Genomic DNA, 18,430 nt, shown 5'->3' on the forward strand with positions numbered 1-18,430 from the left:
CACCGAAGTTTTCGACTGCAAAAAAAACACTAGATAAAGGAAGAAAGCAGCGACAGAAAACAGTATTAATTCTTCGTGGCGAGAGTCATAAATCCCACAACGACTGGTGAAATAAATGACGCATCAACGCCAAAGTGAAAGTGCCGACCAGCAGACGGGAATGTATTAAGTGAAAAGCGGCCCACGCGGGGCCGCTGTGGCTCAGGAGGCAGGCTTGATGCCATACCAGCGCGGTGTATACACCCACTCACCACCCTCGGCACGAGGGAACACGCAGGTGGTGGAGGAACCGATCAACACCATGGTGCGCATGTCGACCTGATCAGGGGTCAGTTCGCCGAGCGTGGTGACCCGCAACGTCTGGCCAGGGCGGCCAATGTCGCGACCCAGCACCACCACTGTTTCCGGTGCACGATGCCGGCCGACGATTTCCAACGCTTGGCCCAGTTGCCACGGCCGCGCACGGGAGATCGGGTTGTAGAACGCCAACGCCAGATCGGCTTCGGCGGCCAGGTCCAGGCGCTTCTCGATGATCGCCCAAGGCTTGAGGTTGTCCGACAGCGACATCACGCAGAAGTCATGCCCCAACGGCGCACCGGCCTGCGCAGCGGTCGCCAGCGAAGCGGAAACACCCGGCAGGATTTCCAGATCGACGCTGTGCCAGCTCGGCTCGCTCGACTCATGCAACGCTTCAAGCACCGCCGCCGCCATGGCGAACACGCCGGGATCACCGGACGAAACCACAATCACCGAACGGCCTTGCGCCGCCAGCTCGAAGGCGTGACGGGCACGCTGCATTTCTTCGCGATTGTCGGTGCAATGCAGCACCTGATCTTCACGGAACGGCCCGGCCATGCGCACGTAGGTTTCGTAGCCGAGTACGTCGGTGGCCCTGGTCAGTTCGGCCTTGACCGCTGGCACCATCAGTTCGGCGGCGCCAGGGCCCAGACCGATTACCGCCAAACGACCGCGTGCACGGCCGATCTGCGCAGCGTCCAGCGGCTGAGTGGCCACCGCGATGGCAATGCCGGTATCCGCTGACACGATGGTAGTGTTCGGCACGGTGTGGCGGGACAACTCGCTAACGCCGCCGCTGACCGACGCAAACCGCAGAGGCACACCCAGTTCAAGTGCCGCTTCGCGCAATGCCGTGCTGGCCAAGTTCAGATCGCTCGCCAACAGGCACGCCACCGATTGCACGGCGATTTTCGCTTGATGCAGGGCCGTGCGAATCGCGCCTGGCAGACCCGTCACCTCACCGCTCACCGCCACCAACACATTGCGCGGGTAAATCATCAATTCATTGGCCGCCGGTGTCCGCTCGGCATGGCCGACATGGATCGACAGCTGCGCTTGAGGATCTTGCGGCAACTGCGCCTGCGCCAGCCACGGCGCAGCCCCTTCGACGCGTACGCTTTGGCCGGCGAGCAAATCCGAGACGAAGCGCTTGCCCAGTTCCAGATCGCCGAGGGCGTAACCGCTGGGTGGATTGAGCAGGCAGGTGCCGAAGCGCAATTCACCGCTGGTGGTGATCGCCGCAGCAACCTCGAGACCGGCGGCAATCTCTCGCGCCATGACGTTCACGCCACCTAGGCCACCGAGCAGCGGCACCACGGCGCTGCCGTCTTCGGCCACGGCCAGCACCGGCGGCTCGGCGCCTTTTTCCAACAGAAGCGGGGCCAGCGTTCGGATTACGATGCCCGCAGCGCATAAGGCGATGATCGGCGTGTCCTGCTGATAGAACTCACGCAAGGTGGCGCCGAATTCGTGATAGACGCGGTCCGCGCCTTCCACCCGTTCGGCCAGACCATGGATCAATGCGCCAGGGTATAGCTGCGCAATCTTGCGCGCAGTCGCGAGGCTGCCATTGCCCAGAATGACAATCGCCGGAACTGGACGGGCCATCAGCCTTGCCACCGTTCGCCGGGCACAATGATCAGCGAGAAGTACGGCGAGGACATCGGCTCGACCTGATCCAGCGGGACGATTTTCTGATTGGCCATGGTCGCGCGCTCAACGTACAACGCACGCTCCGCCAGCCCGAGTTCTTCGAGCACCTGACGGACCTTGGGAAAGTTGCGCCCCAGCTTCATGATCACCGCGGCATCGGCATCGGCCAGACGACGCTTGAGATCGTCGGCGGGCAACACACCCGACAGTACCGACAAACTCTGATTGCGATACACCAGCGGCGCACCCAGCACCGAAGCACCGCCGAGCATCGAGCAAACGCCCGGCACGACTTCGGCTTCATAGCGCTCGGCCAGTCGATCGTGCAGGTACATGTAGGAGCCGTAGAAGAACGGATCGCCTTCGCAGATCACCGCCACGTCACGGCCAGCGTCCAGGTGCGCGGCCAATTCTTCGCCGGCTGCATCGTAGAAATCGCTGATCACTTGTTCATACGACAGCGGCGCCGGCAACGCTTCGGTGGTCACCGGATACACCAGCGGCAGCAGCGTTTGCGCGTCCTGCAAATGCGCCTCGATGATACCGAACGCGTTGCCCTTTTTGCCCTTGGCGACGAAGTACGCCACCACCGGCGATTCGCGCAGCAGGCGCAGGGCTTTGACGGTAATCAGTTCCGGATCACCGGGGCCGACGCCCAGGCCGATCAAACGTCCAGGTTGCTGCATCATTCGATCTCCGTGGCGAGGGCATTGACGGCGGCGGCGGCCATGGCGCTACCGCCCAGGCGGCCTTGCATGATGACGAAGGGCACGCCGCGACTGTCCGCCGCGAGGGCTGCCTTGGATTCGGCGGCGCCGACGAAGCCTACCGGGAAGCCGAGAATCAGCGCCGGTTTCGGCGCGCCGGCGTCGAGCATTTCCAGCAGATAAAACAGTGCGGTCGGCGCGTTGCCGATCACCACCACGCTGCCTTCCAGGTGCGGGCGCCATAGCTCCAGCGCGGCGGCGGAGCGGGTGTTGCCCAGCTCGCGGGCAAGCTCTGGAACACTTTCATCGCGCAGGGTGCAGATGACTTCGTTGTTCGCGGGCAAACGCGTGCGGGTCACGCCTTCACTGACCATCCGCGCGTCGCACAGAATCGGTGCACCGGCGGCCAGCGCATCCCGCCCGGCCTTGCCCGCGCCTTCGGAAAATTGCAGGCCGTCGATGGCGTCGACCATGCCGCAGGCGTGGATCACACGGACCGCGAGTTTTTCCAGGTCGGCCGGAATACGCTCGAGGTTGGCCTCGGCACGAATGATCGCGAAGGAGTTGCGATAGATCTCCTGACCGTCGCGGATGTAATCAAGCATCAAGGGGGCTCCGTGAGCGGGCGTCGAGCAAGGCTGCGACCGCTTCAATAGTAAGGTTGCGTGCGTGCAGCGCGCCGAAACCCGGCTGCGCTGCATCGCGAAAATAGAGGTCGTAGTGACCGGGAGAAACCGCCAGCAACGTGATGGGTGCGATGTGTGCAGCCGCGCAGGAACGCTGGCAGCCGGACAGGTGCACGTTCAGTGTCTGGCCGTGACGTTGCAGCAGCGCCGCCAGTTGTCGGGCATCGCCCTTGGTGTCGGCCAGGCCTTTGCCGCACCCGGTCGAGCCGGTGCAGGCGATCAGATGCGCCAAGGCATCGTCGGCCGAGCAACGCAGACCGAGTTGTTCAAGGTTGTGGATAACTTGCGGCGCATCGACGACATGAACACCGGGTAACAACAGGCTTTGCCAAGGCGTGAAACGCAGGCTGCCGTCACCCTGATCACGTGCCAGTTGTACGACGCCTCTGAGCATCGTGGGATTGAGGCGACCCAGCGGCGGCACCGCGCCGATATACACACGCTCGGCCTCACCCTGTGGATGAGCGCCGATGTGCAAGACACTCGGACTTACTTTGCGCTGCCAACCCGTGATGGGCATCAACGGCACACGTTCGGCCAGACGAGCGAGAAACCCGTCGAGTGAGCATTCAGCGAGTAAATGCCGCATGCGTGTCTGATCGGGACGCGCCAGCTCAAGAAACAACTCCAGCACCGCGACCACCAGCGGGTGGCCCTGCGCCAGTGACACCGTACCCACAGGCGAGTCCACAGGACACCCTGCCAGGCCGAATGCAAAAACCAGCTCGCCGTCTCGCTCAGTGGCGGACAACCACAGGTCATGGGGATGTTCGAGCATCGCCAAGCCTTCGCCGCCATCCAGTTGCACGGCAAACTTGGCGCTGAGGTCGTGGAAACGTTCATGGCTTTGCAAGGTGACAAGGATCTGTTCAGCCAGCGGGCGCGTGTCGAACAGCATCTGCCGATCAATGCCCGCACTCGGGCTGAGCATCAGATTGCGCACATCGTCGCCAGCGGCAGTGCTTGGGCCCAACCCGGCAGCCATCAGGCCATCGATCATGGCACCGTGTTCACTGCCGATCCCGCGAATTTGCAGATTGGCACGGTTGGTCGCCTCGATCACGCCGCCGGCGAACCGCTCAGCAGCACTGGCCACCGCTTCGGCCTGAGCCGCACTGATCGAACCGCCATTCAACTTGATCCGGCAGATACCGCCATCCAGCGCCTGGACGATACGCAGTAACCCCGGACAGGCCGAGGGGCGTAAGGCTAAGGACATCGGGCGTTTGTTCAAGGGGGCGACCGGCAGTGTGGGAAAGGCGCTTCGCGGGCGAAGGCGCGGTATTATGCCTGCTTTGTTCGACGGCATGAAAAGCCTGCACGTCGGAACAGTCCGTTTGAGGACTATATTTGAGGACTGTAGATGTCACCGTGGCTGACAGTAGTGGGAATCGGCGAAGACGGCTTCAAGGGCCTGGGCAAAAACGCCCGGCACACTCTGCTGCGCGCTTCGCGGATCATTGGCGGTCAGCGGCAACTGGATTTGCTGCCGGTGTGCATCCGTGGCGAGCGACAGTTGTGGCCCAGCCCTTTCTCCCTTGAGCCGGTTTTAGCGCTGCGCGGCGAACCGGTCTGCGTACTGGCCAGCGGCGATCCGATGTTCTTTGGCGTGGGCGCAAGCCTTGCCCGGAAACTGCCCAACGATGAAATGCTGATACTGCCGGCACCCTCCTCTTGCTCGCTGGCGGCGGCGCGAATGGGCTGGCCGTTGCAGGATGTCGTCACGCTTTCGGTGGTTGCCCGTCCCATCGCCGCACTCAATGCGCAGTTGTTCAGCGGTGTTCGCTTGCTGGTGTTGAGCAACGACGGCAGGAGCCCGGCTGCAATCGCGACACTGTTGCGTGAACGCGGTTTCGGGCGGAGTCGCCTCACCGTGCTGGAACATCTGGGCGGAGCAGCCGAACGACGCATCGAGGGTGTCGCCAATGACTGGAACAATCCTGTGATCGCCGATCTGAACCTGATCGCCATCGAGTGCATCGCCGAGCCCAATACGCCGCGCCTCTCCCGATTGGCCGGCCTGCCGGACTCAGCCTTCAAACACGATGGCCAATTGACCAAGCGCGACGTGCGCGCAATCACCCTCGCCCGCCTCGCTCCGATACCCGGTGAACTATTGTGGGACGTCGGCGCAGGCAGCGGCTCGATCGGCATCGAATGGATGCGCGCCCACCCCAGTTGCCGGGCGCTGGCCATCGAGGCGGATGAAGGGCGGCAGCTGTTGATCGAACACAACCGAGATGCCCTCGGTGTTCCCGGCCTGCAGCTGATTCGCGGCAGTGCGCCGCTGGCCTTGGCCGGACTCGAGGATCCAGACGCCATTTTCATCGGTGGCGGTGTCACCCGCGAGGGCGTGCTCAACACGTGTTGGGCCGCACTCAAGCCCGGCGGTCGACTGATCGCCAACGCCGTCACGCTACAAAGTGAAATGACTTTGATGGCTTGGCGCGAGCAGCACGGCGGCGAGCTGACTCGGATCCATATCGCTCAAGCCCAACCGCTGGGAGACTTCGATACCTGGCGTCAGGCGTTGCCGATTACCTTGCTGGAAGTGACGAAGCCTTTCGATGCGTGACGAAACCGCCGAACAACCCGCACCGTTGCGCAGCGGCCTGACCACCGGCAGCTGCGCGACCGCAACCAGCCTGGCGGCTGCACGTTTGTTGCTGGAAGGCACTCATTCGGACGCGGTGGACATCGTCCTGCCCAAGGGCAAGCAGGTGCAGATGCGGCTGGAGTTCTGTCGTCTGATCGACAACGGGGCCGAAGCAGGGACGATCAAGGACGCGGGCGATGACCCCGACGTGACCCATGGCGCGCTGCTTTATTCCCAGGTACGACTGAACACGGCGCCGGGCATTCGCTTCAATGCCGGGCGCGGCGTCGGCACCGTCACCCGGCCGGGGTTGGTGCTGGGCGTCGGCGAACCCGCGATCAACCCGGTACCACGCAAGATGATCACCGATCACTTGACCCTGCTGGCCGAGGAACTCGATTACCGCGGCGGTTTCGAGGTCACGGTGAACGTCGAGGGCGGTGAAGCGCTGGCCTTGAAAACCATGAACCCGCGCCTGGGGATTCTCGGCGGTTTGTCGATTCTCGGCACCAGCGGCATAGTCCGGCCGTTTTCCTGCGCGGCGTACATTGCCTCGATTCATCAAGGCATCGACGTCGCAAAGACCAACGGCTATCTGCACATCGCCGCATGCACAGGAAACGCCAGTGAAGACACCATGCGCCGCGTCTACGACCTGCCGGAAATCGCCCTGATCGAAATGGGCGACTTCGTCGGCGCAGTGCTCAAACATCTGCGCAAAGTGCCTGTGGATAAACTCAGCCTCTGCGGCGGCTTCGGCAAGATCAGTAAACTGGCGGCCGGGCACATGGATTTGCACAGCCGACATTCGAGCATCGACCTGCCGCAACTGGCCGAGTGGGCGGCGGCGATTGGCGCCGATGAGGCGTTGCAGCAAGGGATTCGCGAGGCCAACACCAGCCAGCAAGCCTTGGCGATGGCCAGCGCTGCAGGTATCGCGCTCGGAGATGCGGTGTGTCAGCACGCGTTGGACTTTGCTCGCAGCGTGGTGCCGGCGCAGGTTCAGGTTGAAGTATTTGCCATCGATCGCCAGGGCGGGATTGTGGGCCATGCGGGAGCTTTTCAATGAAGCGCGTGTTGTTGCTGGGTGGCGTGACGGAAGCCTTGGCCATCGCCCGGACCCTCGGGCCAGAACACATCTATAGCCTGGCCGGCGTCGGGCGTGTGCCGACGGATCTGACCTGCCAGGTTCGCGTTGGCGGTTACGGCGGCGCCGAAGGGCTTGCGAAGTTCATTCGGGATGAAGGGATCGACCTGCTCCTGGACGCAACCCACCCCTACGCCGCACAAATCAGCCAAAACGCCGCCACCGCTGCACGGTTGAGCGGCATTGCATGCTGGGCGTTAAGGCGTCCAGCCTGGCAACCACAGGCCGGGGATGACTGGCGAGATGTCAGCGACTGGGCCGAGTTGATCGAAGCGCTGAAACCGTTCCGGCGACCACTGTTCACCCTCGGCCGCGAACCGTTGCAGCACCTGCACGAAATCCCGCCAGAGCAATTCTGGACCTTGCGTGCACTGGACGTTTACCCCGGTAACGAACGCTGCGAAGTGATTGGCGCGCGTGGGCCGTTTCTGATTGAAGATGAACGTGAGCTGTTTGAACGTCGGCAGATTGATGTGCTGATCAGCAAGAACAGCGGCAGCACGGCGACCGAACCGAAACTGGAAGTGGCACGGGAGCGTGGGGTGCCGGTGATTGTTTTGCAGCGCCCAGTGTTGCCGGGGGTTGATCGGGAGTTTGGGGCGGTGACAGACGTATTGGCAGCCCTGATAACAGAAACCACCACATAACCTGTAGCAGCTGGCGAAGCCTGCGTTCGGCTGCGAAGCAGTCGTAAATCCTGCATCCACGATTAACCTGAAAGACCGAGGCGTTTGATTTTACGACTGCTGCGCAGCCGAACGCAGCCTTCGGCAGCTGCTACAAAATTGTGTGAAGGCTGATCTGCACGGTACTGGCAATCCGTAATTCGCGACTATCATGCAGGCTATGGAGCTTGGCGCTGCGACACCACACCGCACGCCGCTTTTTTACTTATCGGCCCTGATCAGGCTAAATAGCCGCGCCTGATCGCCCACCCAACCGGATTTTTCCCATGTCCCGACAACGGCTCGCATTTGCCTGGATCGCCTGCTTCGCAGTGCTGTTCAACATGCTCGCCATACCGATGTCCGGAGCGATGGCACAGACGGCGAAATCACCCGCCGAGCAGTTGTTGTGGGGCAGTTTCTGTTCGTCCAGCGGCACCAGGATGGTGGCGATTTCCCTGGGCGATATCGAACAGAAAGCCCCGCAGAACGACGATCACTCCAACATGCAACATTGCTGGTGCTGTTCAGGTTCCGCGCCACTGGTGGCGCTGCCCGGGCACACGCCGCAACTGTATTTCGCGCGTTTCGAGGCCAATCGAAGCCTGCCTCACGCCTCTCTCGATACACCGACACCGCGCCAGCAATGGCCGAGCCTCAACCCCCGCGCTTCCCCTCTGGTGTGATTCCTTCTCGCAATTGACCTGCGTTTTGAATCGTTCTGGAGAACTGCCATGTTGAACAAACTCATCGTTCTGGCTGTGTTGCTGCTGCCTGCCTGTTTTGCCAATGCCCACGAATACAAGGCCGGGGAGCTGGAAATCGCTCATCCGTGGTCGCAAGAGTTGCCGCCCAACGCGCCAACTGTTGCGGCTTACTTCGTGGTTCACAACAACGGTAAAACGGCCGACCGACTGCTCAGTGTCGACTCGCCCATTGCAGGCGAAGCCCAGTTGCACGAGCACGTCATGCAAAACGATCTGATGAAAATGCAGCAGGTGCCGAGCGTCGACATTCCTGCCGGTGGCAACGTCACCTTTGCGCCGATGGCCTATCACGTGATGCTGGTAAACCTGAAAGACCGCAGCCTGTTGAGCGACGGCAAACACTTCCCGCTGACGATGCATTTCGAGAAGTCCGGCGAAGTGACGGTCGACGTCTCGGTGCAGAAGAAGCCGCCGGAAGGCATGCAGACACACGCCCACGCCCAGTAAGCGACTGAGCAAAAACGCCCATGCGCCCGCTTAGCGCCAGGTCATCCGCACACCGTCGTCAGCCGTTAAGCCTGACGCGCGGTAGCTGGATCAGCCTGTTCGCCATGTTGATGATCTTTATCGGCCCGCTGATTTCTCAGTCGATGCCGATGGATCAACGCGCCTCGATGTCCATGACGATGTCGATGGACATGAGCATGGACATGTCGACGATGGAGCACGCCGACCACAGCGCGCAAACCACCGCCGAACACTGCCCGCCAAAAGCCTCACATCACGCGCTCTGGGAAAAATGCGGCTATTGCAGCCTGCTGTTCAATTGCCCGGCGCTGACCGGCGGCCAATCCTTCGTCGCATTCGACACGCCAAAAGCCACTACCTTCACCACACCCTCCCCTCGCCTGGGCCACGCCCGGCAAACCTTCTTCCCCGGCGCCCGCACCCGCGCCCCACCCATCGACGCGTAAACCCTCACATCCGATCTCACACAGTCCGAAGACAGCCAAAGCTACCTGTGGGAGCGAGCTTGCTCGCGATCGCGATGGGTCATTCAACATCCATGTCGTCTGACACACCGCTTTCGCGAGCAAGCTCGCTCCCACAAGGATTGCGCAGGCTGCCGGCCGTGTCGTTTACGACTGTTCGATGGAAATTGTCATGTCCAGGTTTTCTGCTGACTCACGCTTGAGCGCTGCCCAAGCTTCTTTTGCCCCGAACGAATCCAGTATTCGTTTCAGGCACGCCACCGCCTTCCTTTGCGGTGCACTGCTGACACCGATGGTACTGGCCGATGAACACGCCGGTCACAGCGAAGAACTGAGCCCGACGGTGATCACCGCCATCGCGCCGAGTTCACCACTGACCATCGTCACCAATCCCAAGGACCCGCGCCAACCGGTGCCGGCCAGCGACGGTGGCGATTACCTGAAAACCATCCCTGGCTTCGCCCTGGTGCGCAATGGCGGCACCAACGGCGACCCGGTGCTGCGCGGCATGTTCGGTTCGCGGTTGAACATACTCACCAACGGCGGCCAGTTGCTCGGCGCCTGCCCCGGCCGAATGGACGCTCCGACCTCATACATCTCGCCGGAAACCTACGACAAACTCACCGTCATCAAAGGCCCGCAAACCGTGCTCTGGGGACCGGGGGCGTCGGCCGGGACCATCCTCTTCGACCGTGAGCCGGAAAGCTTCGGCGAACTCGGCACGCGGGTGAACGCCAGCGTGCTGGCTGGCTCCAACGGCCGTTTCGACAAAGTGGTGGATGCTGCTGCCGGCGGGCCATTGGGTTACGTGCGAGTGATCGGCAACACCGCGCATGCCGACGACTACCAGGACGGTAACAACGACACCGTGCCGTCGCGCTACGACAAATGGAACGGCGACGTTGCGGTGGGCTGGACCCCGGACGCCGACACCCTGCTGGAACTCACCGCCGGCAAGGGCGATGGCGAAGCGCGTTACGCGGGACGCGGCATGGACGGCTCGCAGTTCAAGCGCGAAAGCCTGGGCCTGCGTTTCGAGAGGTCGAACATCGGTGATGTGCTGGATAAGGTCGAGGCGCAGATCTACTACAACTACGCCGACCACGTGATGGACAACTACACCCTGCGCACGCCGTCCGGCACCGGAATGATGGCAGGTCCCATGGCCTCCAACGTCGACCGTCGAACCCTCGGCGCACGGATCAAAGCCACCTGGCGCTGGGCCGATGTGCAGTTGATCAGCGGCATCGATGCGCAGACCAGCGAACATCGCCAACGCAGCGCCATGGGCATCGACGTCTACAAGGACTTGCCGCGCAACAAGGACGCCGACTTTCACAACTACGGCGTGTTCAGCGAATTGACCTGGTACGCCGCCGACCGTGACCGGCTGATTACCGGCGCGCGCCTGGACCGCGCGTCGGCCAAGGATTTTCGGCAGACCACTGGCTCCGGGATGATGGCGCGTCCCAACCCAACCGCCGACGACACCCGTGCCGACACCCTGCCAAGCGGCTTCGTCCGTTACGAGCATGACCTGGCTGACAGTCCGACCACGCTGTATGCCGGCCTCGGTCACACCCAGCGCTTCCCGGATTACTGGGAGCTGTTTTCGCCCAAGTCCGGCCCCGCCGGCTCGGTGAATGCCTTCGATTCGATCAAGCCTGAAAAAACCACCCAGCTCGACTTCGGCCTGCAATACAAGACCGAAGACCTCGAAGCCTGGGCCTCGGGTTACGTCGGGCAGATGCGCGACTACATCCTGTTCAACTACACGCCCGGGATGATGGGCATGACCTCGCAAGCACAGAACATCGACGCGCGAATCATGGGCGGCGAATTGGGTGCGGCCTACAAGCTGACCAGCAACTGGAAAGCCGACGCGACCCTGGCCTACGCCTGGGGCAAGAACAGCAGCGACGGCAACGCACTGCCGCAAATGCCGCCGCTGGATGCACGTTTCGGCCTGACCTACAGCGAAGACAACTGGAGCGCCGGAGCGTTGTGGCGGGTGGTCGCGGCGCAAAACCGTATCGACCAGAACAAAGGCAACGTCGTCGGCAAGGACTTCGACAAGACCTCGGGCTTTGGCGTGTTCTCGCTCAACGGTGCGTACCGGATCGACAAGCACTGGAAGGTCAGCACCGGCGTCGACAACCTGTTCGGCAAGGCGTACGCCGAGCACTTGAACCTGGCCGGCAACGCCGGTTTTGGCTATCCGGCCAATGACCCGCAAGCCATAAAAGAACCGGGGCGAACGCTCTGGACCAAGGTGGACATGAGTTTCTAACAAGAAAAGTCAAAAGATCGCAGGCTACGCCAGCTCCTACATTGGAACACGTACCCCCTGTAGGAGCTGTGTAGGAGCTGTCGAGTGAAACGAGGCTGCGATCTTTCCAAGACAATTGAATCGCCAAAGCGGAGCACAACCGATGAAACAGCCCAAAGTGAATTTCTACAACCTGGCCTGGCGCTGGCATTTCTATGCCGGTCTGTTCGTCGCGCCTTTCATGGTGATGCTGGCTTTGACCGGCGTCATTTACCTGTTCAAACCGCAACTCGACCCGTTGATGTACGGCAGCCTGCTGAACGTCCCGGCCGGGCATCACAGCGTCCCGGCCGATGACCTGCTCAAGCGGGTGAAAGAGGCTTACCCACAAGCCACGATCAAGCAGTATTTGCCACCGGTCAACGCCGAGCGCAGCGCGCAATTTGTCGTGATCAATGGCGGTAGCGAGCTCAATGTATTCGTCGATCCCTACCACGGCGACATCCTCGGAGAGCAAGACGCCAAAAAGAATCTGCAAGCCGTTGCGCGAGCGATTCACGGCGAATTGATGATCGGCACCGTCGGTGATCGACTGATCGAACTGGCCGCCGGCTGGGGCGTGGTGTTGGTGGTCTCCGGCGTGTTCTTGTGGTGGCCGCGTGGCCAGGCGGCCGGCATCCTGTGGCCACGCTTGAGCAGTCGCGGTCGAGTGCTTTGGCGTGACCTGCACGCGGTGACAGGGTTTTGGGGCGCGTCGTTGCTGCTGGTGATGCTGCTCAGCGGCATGACCTGGACCGGGTTCTGGGGCAAGCAATACGCCGAAGTGTGGAATGTCTTTCCGGCAGCGATGTGGGATGACGTACCCAAATCCGATGTGGAGGCCCGCAGCCTCAACACCGCTACCCGCCAGACCGTGCCTTGGGCGATGGAAAACACACCGATGCCAATGTCCGGCGACCACGCCGAACACATGACCCTCGGCGGCACACAAGCGGGTCCTGCCGCACCGACCATCAGCTTGCAGGACGTGCAGAACATCGCTGCGCAACGCCAGGTCGAACCGGGTTACAGCATCACCTTTCCGGCCACGACGACTGGCGTGTTCACCATCGCGGTGTTCGCCGACGACCCGCGCAACGACGCCACGCTGCATGTGGATCAATACACCGGCGACGTCCTCGCCGACGTGCGCTTCGCGCAATACGGCACCGTCGCCCGCGCGACGGAAATCGGCGTGATGCTGCACGAAGGTAAAATGTTCGGTGCGTTCAATCAGATCATTGTGCTGCTGATCTGCCTGATGATTCTGCTCAGCGCCGTCAGCGGCGTGGTGATCTGGTGGAAGCGCCGTCCACAAGGAAAATTCGGTGTTCCGCCGCTGCGCCACGACCTGCCGAAATGGAAAACCGGGGTGGTGATCATGCTGACGCTGGCAGTGATCTTTCCGCTGGTGGGGGCTTCGTTGATCGTAGTGTGGCTATTGGATCGAGTGCTGTTATCGAGGCTCAACGAGCGAGTAGAACCTACCGCCTCACTGTGATCAGATTGCGCGGTTCGCGCGGAAAAACGCGGGCCGCACAACCTGAAAACAAAAATACCGAAGTTGCATTACTTGTCCGAATACAGGTTGCCATTAATATTTTGAAGCCCTTTCACTTGCTCGGCACTGCCCCTGTAACTCGTGCTGGTGGGAACGCCTGAACCACTTTGGCATTTGACGGTAATCCAGCAACGCTGGGTATCGTCAAGCCTAACCATGTCGGTCGGCACACTGTTGATTCTCTGTGGCTCCCCGCAAGTTGCAACGGCACTGCTGGCATTCCAGGCAGCAGCGCAAGAGCCCCAATCTTCGGCCTTCAAAGACTGGATACACAGCATAGAACCCAACGAAACAAGTAAAACACTCACCTTTAAACTGTCCATCGCAATGTCCTCGTAGCAGCGTTAATTCGCCTGCACGCTAAAACTACGAGGGCCGGGAGGGCAGGTCTACTGTCATAACTGACAGGTTTTATCTGTTTTTCTAGATTGTTTTAATCTAAAAAATACACGTAAAAAAACAATCGACGATATGCGATGTTCCAAGGTTTGCGCTCGATAAAACAGCGCAATTCACAACCTGAATCCGCCTCACCTTCATCATGAATCAGGCAAGATGCGCGTATTAGAGAGTTCTGTAGACTTCGCACGCTTATCTCCCGGCCATTTTTAGTGTTACTGCATAACGCAAAGAGCAAGCTCGCTCCCACATTGAAATGCGATCAACTGTGGGAGCGAGCTTGCTCGCGATGAGGCCGTCAGCAACACCGAATATTTCAGAGTAGATGCATGACCTCGCTGAACCTCACGAACCTCGCCTGGACGCCCTTGGGCCAGGGCCATTGCCATCACCAGTTCCAACTGCGTGATGCAACCTTGCACGTGCTCCCCGGTGAGTTCGTCGGTTTGATCGGCCCCAACGGCAGCGGCAAAACCAGCCTGCTGCGCTGTGCCTGGCGCTTCAGCAAACCCGAGAGCGGCGAGGTCAAGCTCGACCACCACAACGTCTGGAAGCAATCCTCGCGCTGGTGCGCGCAACGTATCGCCGTGGTCCTGCAGGAATTCCCCGACGCCTTCGGCCTCACCGTCGACGAAGTCGTCGCCATGGGCCGCACACCGCACAAAGGTCTGTTCGACGGCGACACCCTGGAGGACAGAGAACTCGCAACCCAGGCCCTCGATTCAGTCGGTCTGAAAGGCTTCGAGGATCATGCCTTCGCCACCCTCTCCGGCGGTGAAAAACAGCGCGTGATCCTCGCCCGCGCCCTGGCTCAGCAACCGCAAATGCTGATCCTCGACGAGCCGACCAATCACCTCGATCCGCGCTATCAGCTCGAACTGCTGCAACGGGTCAAACGCCTGAAGATCGGCACCCTGGCGAGCATTCACGACCTCAACCTCGCAGCCGCTTTCTGCGATCGGCTGTACGTGATCAATCACGGCCGCATTGTCGCCAGCGGCACGCCCAAAGAAGTCCTGACCGCCCCACTGCTGCGCGACGTGTTCGGCGTCGAAGCGCTGATAGATGAACATCCCTTGCACGGCTACCCACGAATCACCTGGATAACCCAACCATGACTTTGCGTTCCCTTCTTTGCGCCACTCTGTTGCTGGGCAATGCCCAGGCATTTGCCGAGGCCACTCACTACCCGTTGACCGTGCAGAGCTGCAACCGCGAAGTGACCTTCAAGCAAGCGCCGAAACACGCGGTCAGCCACGACATCAACATGACCCAGATGATGCTCGCCCTTGGCCTCAAACCCAGCATGGCCGGGTATAGCGGTGTGACCGGTTGGAAGTCGGTCACGCCCCAGATGCAGACCATCCTCGATGGCTTGCCGGAGTTGGCGGCCAAGTACCCGTCGGTGGAAACCCTGCTCAACGCCAACGTCGATTTTTTCTTCGCCGGCTGGGATTACGGCATGCGCGTGGGTGGTGACCTGACGCCGCAAACGTTGCAGCCGCTGGGCATCAACGTCTACGAGCTGACCGAGTCCTGCGCGTTCGTGATGAAGCGTCCGCCGGCCAGTCTGGAAGACACTTACAACGACCTGCGCAACCTCGGCAAAATCTTTGACGTGCAGGATCGCGCCAACGTCTTGATCACCCAGATGCAGGCGCAAGTCGCCGAAGTGCGCAAGGATCTGCCGGCGGACAAACCTCGCGTGTTCCTCTATGACAGCGGTGAAGACCGCGCCATGACCTCCGGCCGCCTCGGTATGCCGCAAGCGCTGATCGACGCCGCTGGCGGGCGCAATATTCTCGACGACGTCGACGCGAGTTGGACCCGGGTCAACTGGGAGAACGTGGTCGAGCGCAATCCGCAGGTGATCGTGATCGTCGACTACGGCGAAGTCACCGCCGAACAGAAAGAGCAATTTCTGATGAACAACAAGGCGCTGCAATCGGTGGACGCGATCAAGAACCAGCGCTTCATCGTGATTCCGTATGTGCAGGCCACGCCGGGGATCGACAACGTGCTGGCGGTTGAAACCCTGGCCAAGGGTTTCCACGGCGAATGATCAATCGTCGCTACGCCTTGTTGCTGGTTGCCCTCGGCGCGTTGTTGCTGGTGTCGTGCGTGGTGTCGCTGGGCGTCGGTCCGGCGCGGGTGCCGGTGGACGTGGTGTGGCGGATTCTGTTGCACAAGATTTTCGGTTTCGGCGTGCCGGACTGGGCCGCTGGGCAGGAACACATCGTCTGGCTGATTCGCGTGCCTCGCATGCTGTTGGGTGCGTTGGTCGGCGCCGGGCTCGCGCTGATCGGTGCGGTGCTGCAAGCGGTGACGCGCAATCCGCTGGCCGACCCGCATTTGCTCGGGGTCACCTCCGGCGCGACCCTCGGTGCGGTGATTGTGGTGCTGCATGTCGGTGAAATCGTCGGCTTGCTGACCTTGCCGATCGCGGCGTTTATCGGCGCGTTGCTGAGCATGTTGATCGTGCTGATGATCGCCAACCGCAACGGGCGACTGGACAGTGATCGGCTGCTGTTGTGCGGCGTGGCGGTGTCCTTCGTGATGATGGCGATCGCCAATCTGCTGCTGTTTCTGGGCGATCACCGCGCGAGTTCGGCGGTGATGTTCTGGATGCTCGGTGGGCTCGGGTTGGCGCGCTGGGAATTGCTGGCAGTGCCGGCGGCCAGCGTGTTGCTCGGGTTGGTGTTGTTGCTGGGAATGGCTCGGCCACTGAATGCGTTGATGGCGGGCGAGCAGACGGCCGTGACCCTCGGACTCAACGCTCGTACCGTGCGGTTGCGGGTGTTTTTGATTGCTTCGCTGATGACTGGAGTGCTGGTGTCGATCAGCGGGTCTATCGGGTTTGTCGGGCTGATGGTGCCGCACATTGCGCGACGTTTGGTCGGGGCGGAGCATCGGCGATTGCTGCCGGTGTGCGTGTTGTTGGGCAGCATCTTTCTCGTCTGGGTCGACGTCGCCGCCCGCACCCTGATCGCCCCCGAAGACTTGCCCATCGGCGTTGCCACCGCCGCCATCGGCGGCTTGTTCTTCATCGGCCTAATGCGTCGCCGCTGAACCCCCACATCCCCCTGTAGGAGCTGTCGAGTGAAACGAGGCTGCGATCTTTTGATCTTAAAAAATCAAGATCAAAAGATCGCAGCCTCGTTTCACTCGACAGCTCCTACAGGTCTACGCCCCAATGTGGCGCACCTCTTCGCACCAACGCGCCAGGCGCGATCCTTCATGGTGCGTCGCCCAAACCGCGCAACCGCTCTAATACGACATTTCCCTGCCTTTTGCCGACCAGGCACAGCCCTTGCTAAAGACCCTTCAGTAGTCCGCATCTGCCACCAAGAAAATTCATAAGTTCATGGAGATCGCACAATGAAGCGTCGCAGCTTGATCAAGGCTTTCACACTATCGGCATCGATTGCCGCGATGGGCATGACCTGGAGCCTCCAGGCCGCCGAGACCATCAAGGTCGGTATTCTGCATTCGTTGTCCGGGACCATGGCGATCTCCGAAACCTCGCTGAAAGACATGGCGTTGATGACCATCGACGAGATCAATGCCAAGGGCGGCGTGAACGGCAAGATGCTGGAACCGGTGGTGGTGGACCCGGCGTCGAACTGGCCGCTGTTCGCCGAGAAAGGCCGCCAGCTGCTGACCCAGGACAAGGTGGCGGTGGTGTTCGGTTGCTGGACGTCGGTGTCGCGCAAATCGGTATTGCCGGTGTTCGAAGAGCTCAACGGTCTGCTGTTCTACCCGGTGCAATACGAAGGCGAAGAGATGTCGCCGAACGTGTTCTACACCGGTGCTGCGCCGAACCAACAGGCGATCCCGGCGGTGGAATACCTGATGAGCGAAGAAGGCGGCAGCGCCAAGCGTTACTTCCTGCTGGGCACCGACTACGTCTACCCGCGCACCACCAACAAGATCCTGCGCTCGTTCCTGCACTCCAAAGGTGTGGCCGACAAAGACATCGAAGAGGTCTACACCCCGTTCGGCCACGCCGATTACCAAACCATCGTGGCCAACATCAAAAAATTCTCGGCCGGTGGCAAGACCGCGGTCATCTCCACCGTCAACGGCGACTCCAACGTGCCGTTCTATAAAGAGCTGGCCAACCAAGGTTTGAAAGCCACCGACGTTCCGGTCGTGGCGTTCTCGGTCGGCGAAGAAGAACTGCGCGGTATCGACACCAAACCGTTGGTGGGCAACCTGGCGGCGTGGAACTACTTCGAGTCGGTCGAGAATCCGGCGAACAAGAAATTCGTCGCCGACTGGAAAGCCTACGCCAAGAAACACAACTTGCCGGGCGCCGACAAAGCGGTGACCAACGACCCGATGGAAGCCACGTACGTAGGCATCCACATGTGGGCGCAAGCGGCTGAAAAAGCCAAGTCCACTGACGTCGACAAAGTCCGCGAAGCCCTCGCTGGCCAGACCTTTGCCGCGCCGTCCGGTTACACGCTGACCATGGACAAGACCAACCACCACCTGCACAAACCGGTGATGATCGGCGAGATTCAGGCGGACGGTCAGTTCAACGTGGTGTGGCAGACCGAAGGGCCGATCCGTGCCGAGCCGTGGAGCCCGTTCATCTCGGGTAACGACAAGAAGCCGGATTATGCGGTGAAGAGCAACTAAGCCACTGGATGTCGGGGCCGGGTATGGAGCTCGGGCCCGACACAAATCCCTGTGGGAGCGAGCTTGCT

General features: G+C 61.1%; 17 protein-coding genes. 12 read left to right on the top strand and 5 right to left on the bottom strand.

Translation table 11 applies throughout. The annotated features are described in order from the left end of the window. Positions 1–201: 201 nt before the first annotated feature. From cobJ to cobG, 4 genes are read right to left on the bottom strand one after another with little or no spacing between them, the layout of a single operon-like run. Positions 202–1,905, bottom strand: coding sequence for a precorrin-3B C(17)-methyltransferase (gene cobJ / locus CUN63_RS09205; protein ID WP_129438854.1), 1,704 nt, complete (start codon positions 1,903–1,905; stop codon positions 202–204). After that, on the bottom strand, positions 1,905–2,636 hold the full coding sequence (locus CUN63_RS09210; protein WP_033053597.1) for a precorrin-2 C(20)-methyltransferase: 732 nt from the start codon (positions 2,634–2,636) through the stop codon (positions 1,905–1,907). The genes cobJ and CUN63_RS09210 overlap by 1 nt, the downstream gene beginning before the upstream one ends. Further along, positions 2,636–3,262, bottom strand: coding sequence for a precorrin-8X methylmutase (locus tag CUN63_RS09215; protein WP_008038718.1), 627 nt, complete (start codon positions 3,260–3,262; stop codon positions 2,636–2,638). The genes CUN63_RS09210 and CUN63_RS09215 overlap by 1 nt, the downstream gene beginning before the upstream one ends. Then, complete coding sequence (cobG, locus tag CUN63_RS09220; RefSeq protein WP_306108953.1) at positions 3,255–4,562, bottom strand: precorrin-3B synthase; 1,308 nt, start codon at positions 4,560–4,562, stop codon at positions 3,255–3,257. Before cobG ends, CUN63_RS09215 begins: the two co-directional genes overlap by 8 nt. A 144-nt stretch (positions 4,563–4,706) precedes the next feature. Between cobG and cbiE the strand changes: the two genes are divergently transcribed. From cbiE to CUN63_RS09265, 8 genes are all read left to right on the top strand, one after another. Then, positions 4,707–5,918 carry a precorrin-6y C5,15-methyltransferase (decarboxylating) subunit CbiE gene (gene cbiE / locus CUN63_RS09225; protein WP_129438858.1) on the top strand — a complete coding sequence of 404 codons (1,212 nt, stop codon included), beginning with the start codon at positions 4,707–4,709 and terminating at the stop codon, positions 5,916–5,918. Continuing rightward, on the top strand, positions 5,911–7,008 hold the full coding sequence (locus CUN63_RS09230; RefSeq protein WP_129438860.1) for a cobalt-precorrin-5B (C(1))-methyltransferase: 1,098 nt from the start codon (positions 5,911–5,913) through the stop codon (positions 7,006–7,008). Before cbiE ends, CUN63_RS09230 begins: the two co-directional genes overlap by 8 nt. Beyond that, positions 7,005–7,733 carry a cobalt-precorrin-6A reductase gene (locus CUN63_RS09235; protein ID WP_129438862.1) on the top strand — a complete coding sequence of 243 codons (729 nt, stop codon included), beginning with the start codon at positions 7,005–7,007 and terminating at the stop codon, positions 7,731–7,733. The genes CUN63_RS09230 and CUN63_RS09235 overlap by 4 nt, the downstream gene beginning before the upstream one ends. Positions 7,734–8,038: 305 nt before the next feature. Next, positions 8,039–8,437, top strand: a complete 399-nt coding sequence (locus CUN63_RS09240) for a DUF2946 domain-containing protein (RefSeq protein WP_129438864.1) — start codon at positions 8,039–8,041, stop codon at positions 8,435–8,437. 48 nt (positions 8,438–8,485) lie between these two features. Beyond that, entirely contained in the window at positions 8,486–8,965 is a 480-nt protein-coding gene (locus tag CUN63_RS09245; RefSeq protein ID WP_129438866.1) for a copper chaperone PCu(A)C, read from the top strand. A gap of 20 nt (positions 8,966–8,985) precedes the next feature. Beyond that, a complete protein-coding gene (locus CUN63_RS09250) occupies positions 8,986–9,432 on the top strand; it encodes a DUF2946 domain-containing protein (RefSeq protein ID WP_129438868.1) in 447 nt (148 codons plus the stop codon). Positions 9,433–9,622: 190 nt separating this feature from the next. Then, entirely contained in the window at positions 9,623–11,740 is a 2,118-nt protein-coding gene (locus CUN63_RS09260; RefSeq protein ID WP_129438870.1) for a TonB-dependent copper receptor, read from the top strand. A 142-nt stretch (positions 11,741–11,882) separates the two neighbouring features. Next, on the top strand, positions 11,883–13,259 hold the full coding sequence (locus CUN63_RS09265; RefSeq protein WP_129438872.1) for a PepSY domain-containing protein: 1,377 nt from the start codon (positions 11,883–11,885) through the stop codon (positions 13,257–13,259). A gap of 68 nt (positions 13,260–13,327) precedes the next feature. On the opposite strand, the gene CUN63_RS09270 is transcribed toward CUN63_RS09265, so the two are convergent. After that, complete coding sequence (locus tag CUN63_RS09270) at positions 13,328–13,642, bottom strand: hypothetical protein (RefSeq protein ID WP_129438874.1); 315 nt, start codon at positions 13,640–13,642, stop codon at positions 13,328–13,330. Positions 13,643–14,047: 405 nt separating this feature from the next. Here CUN63_RS09270 and CUN63_RS09275 point away from each other — a divergent pair, with 405 nt between their 5' ends. The 4 genes from CUN63_RS09275 to urtA all read left to right on the top strand — a co-directional run bounded on the left by CUN63_RS09275 (position 14,048) and on the right by urtA (position 18,362). Then, complete coding sequence (locus CUN63_RS09275) at positions 14,048–14,836, top strand: ABC transporter ATP-binding protein (protein WP_129438876.1); 789 nt, start codon at positions 14,048–14,050, stop codon at positions 14,834–14,836. Further along, the gene (locus CUN63_RS09280) at positions 14,833–15,780 is read left to right on the top strand and encodes an ABC transporter substrate-binding protein (RefSeq protein ID WP_129438878.1); all 948 of its coding nucleotides are present in this window, start codon (positions 14,833–14,835) and stop codon (positions 15,778–15,780) included. Before CUN63_RS09275 ends, CUN63_RS09280 begins: the two co-directional genes overlap by 4 nt. Then, positions 15,777–16,787, top strand: a complete 1,011-nt coding sequence (locus tag CUN63_RS09285; RefSeq protein WP_129438880.1) for an iron ABC transporter permease — start codon at positions 15,777–15,779, stop codon at positions 16,785–16,787. Before CUN63_RS09280 ends, CUN63_RS09285 begins: the two co-directional genes overlap by 4 nt. Positions 16,788–17,096: 309 nt before the next feature. Continuing rightward, the gene (gene urtA, locus CUN63_RS09290) at positions 17,097–18,362 is read left to right on the top strand and encodes an urea ABC transporter substrate-binding protein (RefSeq protein WP_129438882.1); all 1,266 of its coding nucleotides are present in this window, start codon (positions 17,097–17,099) and stop codon (positions 18,360–18,362) included. Positions 18,363–18,430 lie beyond the last annotated feature (68 nt).

The organism is Pseudomonas sp. ACM7, from assembly GCF_004136015.1.
Lineage (GTDB): Bacteria > Pseudomonadota > Gammaproteobacteria > Pseudomonadales > Pseudomonadaceae > Aquipseudomonas > Aquipseudomonas frigoris.